We start from the raw sequence: 12,600 nt of genomic DNA, 5'->3' as shown, positions 1-12,600 counted from the left end.
TTCATTCCCTGACTCATATACGAACGGAGCTAAACGAATCAGGTAGGCAGTTGCATTGCTTCCGGCTTAACATCTTTTCGGATCTCAGGAAAGGAATAGAAGCATTGTTGCCGGAAAGTCACAAAAATTGGCACATTGTTGCGGTGAGTGAATTATTGCCTGAGGAGCAAAATTCAAGGAATGGTAATTCCTAAATGGCAACAATGAGAAAAGCCAGCTTTTCCCCCTCAGCAGCAGCGTGCCGTGAGGGGGAGTAACTACCCGACCAGCGGATGGTTTGCAGTTTTCATTTCATGATGCGTCTTCATCAGTCAAGGCCTGTGAACTGACAGAGTCTTTACGGAGTGTAAAGCGGACCTTAATCTGACCACTAAAAACGGCTTCTCCTTCATATTGAGAATACAAAGCGATTTCAAGTGGTTTGCCATCAACCTCTTCAGCATTAAAAGTGAAAATGTTCTCGCCCTCACTTTTGATTTTGTACTCTTCAAAATAGTTTTTATTCACAAGCAGGGCATCAATGGCATCAAAGTGAGGCCTGATATAAAGCGAACAGCTTTTTTCTTTCCCACGGATCTGTACCTTTCGGTCTTCGTCATAAAACAATATATCTTCTTTACCCTCGACACTATCTATAGTATTCGCTCTGTACTCATTAAATTGATTCCATAATCTTTCATCACCCACAATGAGATAGTCACCTTCCTGGAGGTCATCGTAATCATGGACCACACTCAGAAGTTCGGTGAACGACGTCACATCAATATACCGTTGAGCTGGTTGGCGACTCAGCAAATGTAACAAATCAAGTACGTGCTCGTCGAACAATGAGGATGCACGATTTTCTTCAAATCCGTGTATCTTGCGAGAAAATCTGTCAGTCACATCCTGCTTGTCCATGTGGAAAACGATGCGCCTCATTATATTACTGTTCTCTACAGGGGCAGGTGTAATATTTCCAAAGAGAGAAAACAATAATTTTTTGCTTAAATTTTTTGTAAAAATTTCAGAGATAATACTTCCAAAGCCATCCAGAATTGTACTACTGACTGGAGCGTGTATTATTTCTTGCTGAATATGATTGGTAAAAAGGTCCAGATACTCTTGTATCAAGTCAGACACTTTCTGTTGTTTTTCGGTAAAAGCATCGTCAGCAACAAAAACTGCACCGGTCAGTTTATTGATGGCGTTATGCAGTGATGCAAGATTACTTACGATTTTCTGCAATAATTGATATGGTAATAGATTAGAAGCAACAATTGCTTTCATTTTAGGTGAAACAGAACTTGTATCGCCGCAACGCAACACAGACAACTCCGCTATCTGGGGAATGAGATCCTCAATTCCCCCGAGACGTCTTCCCAGATAGGTGCGCCCGCTTACCAGGCTTTTACCATGTGCTGAGGATAATTTCCTTATAATTTTCCCGGGTGAATTTAATGTCTCATCGTGGTCAGCTTTATTCCAGATAAGCAAACGGATAAAAACGTCGATAATGTCGGAACTTCTGGTCAATTTTTCAGATAAACGTTCAAAACCACCGGTATTTTCGACAAGACTCCCGTCAAGCAGAGTGCTGACAGCAAACTGACATTGTGTGTTTTGAAAGGCATCGGGCTTGCTAATGATAAAAGCAGCTGTTAAGAGTCGAAGATCGGTCAGTGTATTCTTATAGAATGAGTCCTGGAGTTGCGAAAGTTCAACCGGTTTTCTTAATGGCGTATTTTCTGGACTGAAAACAATTTCGCCATCCAGAGTTGCCTGTGTAACGATAAACTCCTGCCAGCTGAACAGTGCAGTATTATGACCATCCGCAGACCCTCGGGCAGTATGAAGCCAGCGGTTCATTAAGTCCACAGCCCAGTCAACAGAGCCTGACTCGCCTGACAGCACTGCACATGCGACTATGTCGGGTAACGTGAACAGGTGCTCTTTCAGAGAGTCATGGTATAACTGCTGACCACCAGTTTTTTTGGATATGTATTTCAGACCATCAGTCCACCCTTCCCAGATTTCGACAAAATCCCTCAAAAGGGCCTCATAACTCTGACGTTGGGTTAAATCAAGCCTCCCCGTGTTGGCATGGCCCCAGCGCACAAGGATGTCCCACGAATAAAAGGTATACCTCAAAGCAAGCTGTATTTCTTTGAAGGAAATGCTTTCTCTTTTAGAACACAGCATTACTGGAACATTCATACACTTAGTATAAAACCTCTCAGATACATCAATGCGTATAACTGCCTGCCGGAAAAGCTGATAAAGCTCTGTATATAATTTATCAGTAAAACTACGCTCCCAAAAAATGTCATCTGCCAATAACAAAAGATTATCTGCCTGCAGCCCTTGCTTGAAATTAAATCCGTCTGTAAAAGTTGTTATGTCACGACAGAATCCTTCAATAGCCTCGTCAAAAGCATTGATATCAGCACTGGCTAACGCATCTATGGTATCACCCAAAAGCCCTTTGATTATTCTGTCTGTTGCGATATTACGTTTAGTAGCAATGCCTGTGCGGAAACAACGTGTCAATAAATTTACCAGAACATGGTCAGACTCGATGTTTTTAATTTTAAACAGGGGTAGGGTATCAAACTCATCCCGGCTATCTAGCTTCGAAAACAACGCAATTGCTATTTGTTTTTTCTTTACACGTCCATACATGTTTATATGCCATAAAATAATCTTCAATGGCCACACATAGATATCTTTAATGACTTCCTGCTTTGAAGATTCACTACTGATAGCTGAGTAATCTTTTTCGAAAGAATAATCCTCAAAGGAGAGGTTGCTAAATTTATCATTTTTTATAATTTGGCTCTCAACCGGGTTATTTAAAAAAATGTTATGCAGTTGACTTCTCACATGCATTGATAAGATGTCGGCAGTGAGATAACGTAACACCATTCTTTCGCGTTTTTCATCGTCAAGCACACTGAGGCTTTGCACAAAGAACCAGACAGAAAGCGCAATGTTAAGCATCATCCATATAATACTTATTCCACAAATTATCGCGTAGTTATAGTTTCCAACGAATGTTCTCAGCAATAATCCGCAGAGCATGAAGCCAGAAAGACATAACCCGCTCAGACCTGCCAGCATGAATCCGGAATAGGTCTGATAAGCTGCGTGTACGATTTTCCGTGCTGATTTCCTCTGAAATATCACACTGACAAGGCCAACGACCATGGGATACACAATACCTATAATGGTAAGCTGTCCCCCCAGGAGGTTTATCTGGGCGTCAAACAGGGTATACCATTCAGGAAACCACTCAGCTATAAATGGTTTTATATAGCTTTTACCTGAGACCATTACAATGAAAATGGCCCCAAAAAATGATATCAATATAAGCATTGCCTTAACGTAATGCCTTGAACCGGAGACCAGTAATTTTTCAAAGCCGTTCCATTTCAGTGCCATGTAAGATTGATTTACATGAATGTTTTCACGGATGAACTTATCTGTCTGGTAGCTAATGCTGTCTAGGATTTTTTTAAGCATATTGGCTCATTAATATAAATATTATTGTTTATATACTGTGATAGAGAAAGGTCATATGAGTCAGTCACTTTAGCATCACACGCCTGGATTTTCTTCCATCAAACACACTGTTCGGTAGCTTACGCATTCGTCTGTTTGACTCATTACTCATGGCAGGCTGTAACTGTGTCTCAGGGGAGTGATTTTCCGGTTTAGCAACTTTTCGGATCTGCGCGGCGGGAAACCCGTAAGAGATATGATAATCAAACAAAGTGCATAAAATCATACTGAATGTGATATTTATCATTAATCATGAAATCATACCTGATATGATATTTGCCAATTTATTAAAAAATCATTTGAGATATGATTTTTTACTTAACCAGACATTATCAGACGGAGCGTGCAGGATGGATGAAGAAATGTTGTTTTCGCTCAGCTATGAGCAGATGACGCAGATGGCAGAGGAGGAAATAAAGCAATGCGATTTTCGCAGGGATGGCACCCATTATGTCTGGGAAGTGAACAAGGCTCATGACATCCTCCGCTTCTGGTATCTCCTGGCACTGCGCGGACACACAGGCCTGGCCATAACACGGGTCGAATCAGACTATAAACGGCTAAAAACGCTCATTTCTCAGAGGAATGAGGGACAATGATGCAGGAAAAATCCCGACGTCCGTCGCCGCTGCAGCGACGGGTGCTGATCGTGCTGGCCGCCCTCGAGGCACGCCATCCCGGAACACCCGTGCCTACCCGCCTCATTGAACGTCTGCTGACCGACGGGGGGCATGGTCCGGTATACGGGCCGAACCTGCGCGCCTCCTGCCGGCGTATGGAAGCCGCGGGCTGGCTGCGCACCCTGCGTGCGCAAAACATGCAGCTGGCCGTGGAGCTGACGGATGCAGGCCGGACGCTGGCCACTCCCATCCTTGCAGAAGAACAGGCCAGCCAGCTGGCCGAACAGCGTGCCACGGAAGTGCGGGTTCTGCCCCTGGTCCCGCACAGCCAGGCAGAGGAAGCTGACGACCGGCCGGTGGAGCTGGGCGATCGCTGGCACATGGCCTGCCGGGGTGACTACGTTATCCGTCTTGACGGCACCACCTGCCTGCAGCTTTGGAACACGGCCGGGCAGCTGACGCGCCTGGCGGGCGATCCCCTGGAGGTCGCCGCCTGGCTGCAGGCCTGCCACGATGCGGGGATTGCGGTGCGGGTGCAGGTTAATGAAAGCACCACGCCGGAGGAGGGTACACCGGACGGTTCCGCGCCGGCGGACCTGACCGGCACCTGGTACTGCCAGCTGGACGCCGCGCTGCAGGCACAGGGGATCACCGGGCTGACTGAGGGTATTCGCCTTGACGTAGTGAGCCCTGAGGAAGCCCTCCGGGCTGTGCCGGCACCGGCGCGGCTGCTGCACGTTCTGCGCGAAAGCCCGCTCACGGCTGCCGGTTATGAGGAAGACACGCAGGCCGCGCTGGCCGACCTGCTGGCGCGCGCGGGGTTCACGGGCGACCAGGCGCAGGAGCTGCAGTGGCACCGCATCCGCTGGCCGCTGATGGATCAGGAAGACGCTGACCGGCGCGAGCTGAACAGCCTGCTGGATGAACTGGAGCAGCGACAGCTGTACTGCAACCGCGGGCAGCTGACGGAGATTGTGTTTTCACCGGTCCGCAGATCTGACGAGCGCTGGACGGAACGTCTGCAGTGGCTCCTGATGACGGACGCATTCGGGTTCTGCAGTCCGCTGTCCCGTGACGCGGGCGCCCGGGCGCTGGCGATCCTGGCCGGCTACACGGGGCAGGAGGTGGCGGAACATCTGGCCACGGTGATTGTGTGGAACGACGCCGGAGCAGTAGCCGGTACGTCTTCATTCCCTCGTCCGCATGAGGAATAGAAAATTGCCTGAAAATACATCGATTTACATATCAATTATCGCCATGATAATTGCATCAACCGCAGTGCTGGTCAGTATTCATACATGGAGAAGAGCGAAGAGATACAAGATAATATTTAAAAAGCTGAAGAATGGGGAGGAGCTGAATGACAAGGAAATTTTGCTCCTTCAGAAGCTTCGTAAACCAGCTGAAAAATAATGCCTGTCTGTTATATTTCGCGACCTGACGTCCATCTCATCGTCACCTGCACGCGCCGCAAAACTGTGGCTGCAGGTGATGCTGTGTTTCCGGATGAACGTGACGTGGAGAGAGCTTACGGGCTCTGGATGGAGAGACTGGCGCAGGCCCGTCGCGGATCGCCCCCCATGACTGCCGGCGAGCTGTATACAGGCCAGCACTGGAGCAGGGCAGCTGCAGCTGCGGCGCGTAGTGGTGCTGAGATGTGGATTATATCCGCAGGCCTGGGGCTACTGCATGTCTCTGATCCCGTGGTCCCGTATGAAGCGACGTTCTCTATGATGCCGTTCTGCCATCGCACTCACTGGGAGCGGCTGACAACGCATCCACCTTCGGAACGACGGTGTACCTCACTGAAGAAGCTGATGCAGTCAAGGCCTGCCGATCGGTTTGTGGTGGCGGCCTCCCCGCTTTATCTGCGTGCCGTTGAGTCAGATCTGATCGCCGGCATGAAAGCTCTCTGCAATCCGGAACAACTGGCAGTGGTCACGTCAAAAGGCTATCAGGGAAGCCTGAAGGGCAATATCAAGTATACGAGTGCAGACATGATGAAGGCCCTCAATACCAATTTGACGGGCCTCAATATCAGTTATGCCCTGCAGCTCATTGGCTGAGTGGAGCTGCACACCAGAAAAGCAGTGCAGGGAAGTGTCTACAAAAGCCGCTTTCGCGGCTCTGCCTGTAACAGAACAGTTCTACGGCGCTTGAATTGCCAGGCGGTACATTTCTTCCAGTGCAAGCGGACACCGAAGCGTCAGCGTCTGTTGATCGAAAGCCTCCGTTCCCAGCCGTACATACCAGAATTCATAGAGCATTCTGCATATCAACGTACCACGCCGCCGGTAGTTCTCTCTGGCCTGTTCTGTGGCGGTAACGAGTTCGTTCAGCGTCATCTGATAATTCATCATAGATACCTCCAGTGGCACAGGGGAATCCTGAGCCTTGTGTAACCTAGGCTTCTGTCACGACGGCAGGCAGGCAACCAAAAAATATGAAATTACAGTACAGGTTTAGCCGGCGCTGACACTCTGGAATGTATCTTCAGATAGATTAAAGTCCCATCACGGGACAAAATACTTGAGATAGTCCTAAAATGGGACTATCATTATGACATGAAGATAATCGCTATCAAGACACTGAGGGATTTCTGGACGGCGAATCCCGATGCAGAGCAGCCGCTAAAAGCCTGGGTAGATGAGGCCAGTAAAGCTGAATGGAAAACCCCGGCAGAAATCAAAGAACAATACCGCAGTGCCAGTATTCTTAAAAACAGGCGAGTGGTTTTTAATATTAAGGGAAATGACTATCGGTTAATTGTTGCGATTGCATACCAGCGAGGATGGATGTTTATCAAATTCATTGGTACGCATAAAGAATATGACAAAATAGATGCTGAAACTGTCAGCCTGGAGTAAACCCTATGCAGATTAAACCAATTAAAACTGAACAGGACTATGAAGCCGCGTTACGCGCTGTGGAGCCTATGTTTGATAACGAACCTCCTGCAGATACCCCGGAGGGAGACTTTTTTGAAATCATGTGCGTACTGATTAATGAATACGAAAACAAACACTTTCCTATCGAAGCCCCGGACCCGATTGAAGCTATTAAGTTCAGGATGGAACAGCAGGGACTGACGGTAAAAGATCTTGAGCCGGCGATCGGAAAATCTAACCGGGTCTATGAAGTGCTTAACCGCAAACGTAATCTGACGCTGCCCATGATCCGGAAATTACATTCAATGTTTGGTATTCCTTTAAAAAGCCTCGTTGGAGGATAAGCCGGGTTGAAATTTACGAGCTTAATACCCGCAGGGTATGCAACCGGGGATATTAAATAATGAAACGGAAGTTCTGCTCACTGGTCCTGTTCGTTGTGGCGTTTTCGGCCAGTGCCGATATCAGCGGCCGGATTGTGCGCGTGCTGGACGGGGATACCGTTGAGATACTTGAGCCAGGAAACCAACTGACGCGTGTTCGCCTGGCTGGCATCGATGCGCCGGAAAAGAGTCAACCCTTTGGCCAGCGTTCCCGTCAGGAACTGTCATCGATGGTGGCTCAGCGGCCCGTAACCGTCAAGGGAAGTGAAACGGATCGCTATGGACGCCTGCTGGGTACCATATGGCTTGGTATGACGGATGTAAATGCCGAACAGGTACGTAAAGGTCTGGCCTGGGCATACCGTTACCACGGAAAACCCGTCCGGCCAGACTACGCTGTTCTGGAGGCCGAAGCCCGCCTTCAGTCAGTCGGACTCTGGTCAGAACCGGGTCAGACTGAGCCCTGGCGCTGGCGTAGCCTGCATCAGAATGGGCTAAAAAAAGAATAATGATTAAGGAGATTTCTGAATGACGTTAAAATTAACCGAAAGCAAACTGGAAATTCTTATCGATACGTTAAATGCCATTATATGCGGTGAAGTCAATATTACGCGTGAGCAGCGCGAAAATATGGTCAGGACGGTTGCAACCCTGGGTGGGTTAACAGAACGGCAGCGCCTCATCACAGCTGAAAAAGAAGCCAGAAAGCAGGTGAAAGAAGAAAAGGAAAAAAAACCACGCCTTCCGGATGAAGTATTTCCGCGTTCCGGAAAACCGTGGGCGCCGGAGGACCTGGACCTTATTCATTCGATTATTTCTGATATTCCGGATGATAGAATCGATGATCATATACTCTGGCTGTCGCAGAAACTACAGCGTACCCCTTATGCCATTACCCTGAAAATTGTCAGTGAAGGCCGAATGAACGAGGAGTGGGCTAAAGGGTGGAAGCCTGCCGCCAAATCTATTCGTGAGGATTTTGCTCTGGTCAGGGCAAAGACTAAAGCAAACAATACAGATAATTAATGAACGGTCTTACATCACTAAAAATGAGTCGATAAATTGACTAAGGTTTAGAACGTTAATATGAAAATTTAATTAGGAAATTTCCTACTCCGCTAAATATAATATTCATGCAGCCGATAATAAGAGTGTAAGAAAGGGGGCGGTGTGAACGATTTTCATATTTTAAGTATTTGTATTCAGAATAAGGATGTGGCAGGCGCAATGCGCGTGCTGCGTGATAAATCAGAATTTGCGGTGCGCAAGATTCTGGAGAAACTAAAGATCAGGGTCACAACGCAAACCGGCAGGGCATTCTGGCATTATGTTCAGGGCTGGCTGTTAACCGCGTGTCGCCAGGGGAATCTACAGCATGAATCGTTCAGTACCCGACGTTCTTCCCACTATCCGGAACGCCAGCCAGCTCAGTCCCGCAGCTCTCGATATGGTCAAACTTCTCGCACTTCTGGCCATGATTATCGACCACATCAATACGGTGTTTCTGTCGCCAGCCTTGCCGGTGATGTATGCGCTTGGCCGGATGGCCTTCCCCCTGTTCACGCTTATATGGGCGATGAACGTACAGCGCACCCCGGAACGACTTCAGAAGAGAGCCAGTCGTCTGTGGATCTGGGCAGTCATCACCCAGCCGGTGTTCAGCCTGGCCTTCTGGCATCAGCAGCCCTGGTGGGCCCTGAACATTCTGTTCGTGTTTGCCGGCGTCACGCAGCTGCTTGCCCTGCAGTACCGGCACGGCCGGAAAGGAATGTTTGCGGGATATCTGCTCCTGGCCCTCATGATTTGGCCACTGCAGCCGGCAAGCTACGGGCTGGCAGGAATAACGCTGGCCATCAGTATGGCAACGGTTTCTGGCAGCGATACACCCGGAGTGCAGCGGCTGGCAGCCCTCGCTGCCGTGCTGTCACTGATTTGTTTAAACGGGTTATCGCATCTCCTGGATATGCCCGCAGAAACATTATTACTGGCCACGCTGCCTACTCTGGTATTCCCCCTGGTGGTGGTTTCATTCTGCAGGCAAATCTGTCCGGAGGGCCGCAGGCGTTTCATGCCGCGTAATTTCTTTTATCATGCTTACGCCGGTCACCTGGGGATTATTGGTCTGGTACAGTATACTTTCGCCTGATTAGGGAGGACGTGATGGCTATCAGTGAGAAAGAGCTGCTTGAGGCAGGTTTCAGCAAGAGCGAAGTGGACAATTTACTGGGCAGGCTTGCAGCAGGCGGAGGCACCATGCAGCATCTCATCGATGCGCTCTCTCGGCGCTTCCGGGTGTCGGTATGGATCACTGTCGCGCTGGTTCTGGTTATGCTGGTCACCCTCATTGCCGGCAGCCGGACACACATTCTTTCCGGGGGAATGAGTTCCCTTGTAGTCCTGATCATTGCCTGGGTGACCTTCCCACCTGTACTGGGCTGGAAAGCATTCCGCCTGAAGAAGACTATTTCCCGGAAGGCTCAATAGTCAGTAAATCAAGCGCCACTTTGGCTTTAACCCCCCATCCCGCAATTTTAAGCGCCATTGCGGGACGTGGCGTGCCGGATACTTTCCTGAAGAAATCGGGCCTGGTCCAGTACCACAGCCGTTGTGCTTCGGGTTTCAGCCTCAGGCCATACGCGCCGTAGACTTCGCTGAAGAGTGTGACAGCCTTGTAGGTTCCCAGCCCCTGCTGCCGGCTGAAGCCGAGGAATTCTGCGACCTCCATCGAGCCGTCAGCGAAAATTCCCTCCGTCTGCTTATCACCGAGGAGGTTGTGTGCGGCCTCACGTGAAATAGTGTTAAGCCCGTTAACAACAATCACGGCACCGGCCACCACGCCCACCGGCGTCATGGAGGACATCATGACGATCCCACCAAAGATGGCCGCACCGGCCACCACGACGTCGACCGCTGAAATGATGTAGCCCACAATTTTGTTCTCGTCCCGGACAACCTTCACCTCAGCATAGAGTTTTGCATAGCCGGTTTTTAGCGATCGGGACTGCTCCAGCAGGCTGGTATTCTCAGCCCGTAAGGCCCGCAGACAGGCCATACAGTCATCATCCGTTTTCGCCCGGCGCGCGGCCTCAAACTGGGCCATGATGAATGCCCTGATCTCATCCACAAACTGAATCCGGATGAAACCATCCTGGAGATGCATAGCCGCCACCGTGTTGGCCGTATTCACCAGTTTCCGGGCCTCCAGGTTGATCATGGTTTCGGCCCAGGCACGGGGATTCTGGCCGGGTAAAAGCAACGTGTCCATTTTATCGCCTCGCTTATCTGTTTCTGAAAGCATATTCCCGAAACGAGTTTTGACAACAAAAAATGGGCACGCTGTCCTACAGAACTCACTGATGCCGCATCGCGGCATGGAGGCGCCAGCTGAGGCCAGACAGGGAGAGAATGCCGACGGGCGCCGTGACCGGCGTAAGCCGCTGCGGTTTGAAAGGTTCTGCCTGTCCCATCCCTTACCCTGCAGAGCCATACCCGTTAACCGCCACGCCTGGTAGTGATGTGCGCGGTCGGAGTGAGCACGTCGAGGCCAGAGGCCGCTGACGGGCTGTATCTCCGCGTTAGCGCCGTGAGGCGCTTACGAGCGTGTACAGAGGGCTTGCCGCTACGCTAACTGCAGCAGCTCTTACTTCTAGTTACAACATCCCTCTTAAAGCGATGGTGTTCCGGCCCTTCGGGCCGGGGCGGCGTCGGTTTAGCAGGGGTCAGGTATGTATGCGGTGCCTGGTTCTGGCGAGAACGGGGCCCGGCGCTTGCGACGGGAGGTACTTTTGATTTCCTTCTGAGCGCGCGGCCGTGAGGCCGCTGCACGCGAAGGCATTTTACATTATCCACAGAGTGGCCGAAGACAAAGATCTACTCTGGAATGTAATGAACAGAGAGATAAAAAAGGTGAAGTAAGACCGTTTTGCGGAATGTCTTTTATTCATTTCCGGGTTACTTCACTTATTCGTTTGCGGATTTCTGTGTAAAAAAAAGAGACTGTGGCCATTGCGAGCCATAACGACCGGCAGAACGTCATGGTGACCGGAAGAAGAAAGGAGTGAAGGATGAAAAATGAGCAGAATGGCCGAAAAAAAACAAGCACGAAAAGCCCCGGTGAGGGGCCTGTAAACAGGAAGACTGTTGTGTCGTCTGTGACTAGTCTGGTGGAGAAAGCGCCAGATCCAGCTGGTAAAGATGCTGGATGGCCAGAGCCTTCAGGCGCTCAGATGTGCACCAGTACGCTTCGTCAGGCGGCATGGTGCGATAAATCCATTCAGACATTGCATGGAGTCGTTCATCTGCCGGCAGCTTAATCAGGTTGTTGGCACGTTTACGCTCCGCGCCTTTTTTGCGGCGGTAAACGAGTGCCTCCTGACGCTTACGGCCAGACCAGCATTTCCGCGCAGAGTGGGCCTGAACATCATCATGTTCGCTCATCACCCCTTCCCGCATCAGCTGCTCACGCTCGGCGCTCTGACGGAGCTTCTTCTCCTGCTCTTTAAACAGCTTGTCCATATCGACGCCCAGCATCTGGAATCCCACAGGGGTGATATAGACATACGTTGGCAGCCAGGTGCGGGATTCACGATCCCAGGCGCGTTCTTCCGCGAGACCCAGAACGCCAAACCGTACCTGTTCCTCAATAAGCCGTGAAAGGCGTGACACCGTCACCTCCGTTTCAGGAATGACATTGCCTTTTGCGTCCTTTGCACTGAGTTCTTTTGCAAGACGGGAGATACACATGCCGACGGTATGCTTGCCGGCATCACAGAAGCTGATGAGCACTGGCCAGAGCGCATCGAGCAGGCGCTGACGTTCCGGACGGAAGCCATATTTACGTCCCGCCTTACGGCGGCCGGCGACATAGAGAGGGTGACGAGAAACATGCATGCGCAGGCTGACCTGCCCGGTTTCTTTATCTTTTTTCACCAGGCGATTGTAGGCATGACCGAGCTGTCCGGAGAGCTTTTTATAATGCTCCGGGCGATACCAGGCCGGGTTCTCACATTTGGCTTTTGTGGAATGCTCACCGCGTTTGCGGCGGGTCAGTTTTTTGACCGGTGCAATGAGGAAATTACCCTGAGTGCCGGCATCGACATCCTGCCAGAAACGGGTTAGCTCATCTTTCGGTAGATCTGACCAGTAAACAGAAATCTGATTCTCATTCAC

The 12,600-nt window shown here is 50.2% G+C and carries 13 protein-coding genes; 9 read left to right on the top strand and 4 right to left on the bottom strand.

Going from position 1 to position 12,600, the window contains the following annotated elements; all coding sequences use genetic code 11:
* Nucleotides 1-291: 291 nt before the first annotated feature.
* On the bottom strand, nucleotides 292-3,501 hold the full coding sequence (locus ACWHWP_RS23860) for a hypothetical protein (RefSeq protein WP_447724476.1): 3,210 nt from the start codon (nucleotides 3,499-3,501) through the stop codon (nucleotides 292-294).
* Between the two features lie 389 nt (nucleotides 3,502-3,890).
* On the opposite strand from ACWHWP_RS23860, the gene ACWHWP_RS23855 reads away from it, so the two are divergent.
* The 3 genes from ACWHWP_RS23855 (at nucleotide 3,891) to ACWHWP_RS23845 (ending at nucleotide 6,226) form a co-directional block, all read left to right on the top strand.
* Nucleotides 3,891-4,139, top strand: coding sequence for a hypothetical protein (locus ACWHWP_RS23855; protein WP_073001835.1), 249 nt, complete (start codon nucleotides 3,891-3,893; stop codon nucleotides 4,137-4,139).
* An 89-nt stretch (nucleotides 4,140-4,228) separates the two neighbouring features.
* Nucleotides 4,229-5,374, top strand: a complete 1,146-nt coding sequence (locus tag ACWHWP_RS23850) for a hypothetical protein (RefSeq protein WP_320737907.1) — start codon at nucleotides 4,229-4,231, stop codon at nucleotides 5,372-5,374.
* Between the two features lie 198 nt (nucleotides 5,375-5,572).
* The gene (locus ACWHWP_RS23845; protein WP_447856771.1) at nucleotides 5,573-6,226 is read left to right on the top strand and encodes a DUF6884 domain-containing protein; all 654 of its coding nucleotides are present in this window, start codon (nucleotides 5,573-5,575) and stop codon (nucleotides 6,224-6,226) included.
* Between the two features lie 81 nt (nucleotides 6,227-6,307).
* Here the strand turns inward: ACWHWP_RS23845 and ACWHWP_RS23840 are convergent, their stop codons facing one another.
* Nucleotides 6,308-6,520, bottom strand: coding sequence for a hypothetical protein (locus tag ACWHWP_RS23840; protein WP_073001829.1), 213 nt, complete (start codon nucleotides 6,518-6,520; stop codon nucleotides 6,308-6,310).
* 204 nt (nucleotides 6,521-6,724) lie between these two features.
* Here ACWHWP_RS23840 and ACWHWP_RS23835 point away from each other — a divergent pair, with 204 nt between their 5' ends.
* The 6 genes from ACWHWP_RS23835 to ACWHWP_RS23810 all read left to right on the top strand — a co-directional run bounded on the left by ACWHWP_RS23835 (nucleotide 6,725) and on the right by ACWHWP_RS23810 (nucleotide 9,915).
* The gene (locus ACWHWP_RS23835) at nucleotides 6,725-7,027 is read left to right on the top strand and encodes a type II toxin-antitoxin system HigB family toxin (protein ID WP_029403837.1); all 303 of its coding nucleotides are present in this window, start codon (nucleotides 6,725-6,727) and stop codon (nucleotides 7,025-7,027) included.
* A 5-nt stretch (nucleotides 7,028-7,032) separates the two neighbouring features.
* Nucleotides 7,033-7,392, top strand: coding sequence for a helix-turn-helix domain-containing protein (locus ACWHWP_RS23830; protein ID WP_029403836.1), 360 nt, complete (start codon nucleotides 7,033-7,035; stop codon nucleotides 7,390-7,392).
* Nucleotides 7,393-7,451: 59 nt separating this feature from the next.
* Nucleotides 7,452-7,940, top strand: a complete 489-nt coding sequence (locus ACWHWP_RS23825) for a thermonuclease family protein (RefSeq protein WP_447724481.1) — start codon at nucleotides 7,452-7,454, stop codon at nucleotides 7,938-7,940.
* A 19-nt stretch (nucleotides 7,941-7,959) separates the two neighbouring features.
* Nucleotides 7,960-8,457 (top strand): hypothetical protein, encoded by a 498-nt coding sequence (locus ACWHWP_RS23820; RefSeq protein WP_447724483.1) that lies wholly within the window; start codon nucleotides 7,960-7,962, stop codon nucleotides 8,455-8,457.
* Between the two features lie 349 nt (nucleotides 8,458-8,806).
* Complete coding sequence (locus ACWHWP_RS23815) at nucleotides 8,807-9,577, top strand: TraX family protein (protein WP_447724485.1); 771 nt, start codon at nucleotides 8,807-8,809, stop codon at nucleotides 9,575-9,577.
* Nucleotides 9,578-9,591: 14 nt separating this feature from the next.
* Nucleotides 9,592-9,915, top strand: coding sequence for a hypothetical protein (locus ACWHWP_RS23810; RefSeq protein ID WP_447724487.1), 324 nt, complete (start codon nucleotides 9,592-9,594; stop codon nucleotides 9,913-9,915).
* Here the strand turns inward: ACWHWP_RS23810 and ACWHWP_RS23805 are convergent.
* Entirely contained in the window at nucleotides 9,893-10,696 is an 804-nt protein-coding gene (locus tag ACWHWP_RS23805; protein ID WP_047650691.1) for a DUF4225 domain-containing protein, read from the bottom strand. The two genes, ACWHWP_RS23810 and ACWHWP_RS23805, sit on opposite strands and share 23 nt — an antisense overlap.
* Before the next feature lie 890 nt (nucleotides 10,697-11,586).
* A partial coding sequence (gene repA / locus ACWHWP_RS23800) for a plasmid replication initiator RepA (RefSeq protein ID WP_447856769.1) occupies nucleotides 11,587-12,600 on the bottom strand: 1,014 nt, incomplete at its 5' end.

The organism is Enterobacter sp. WI-ESBL-E8 (assembly GCF_053364895.1).
This window is presented reverse-complemented; position numbering and strand designations above follow the sequence as displayed.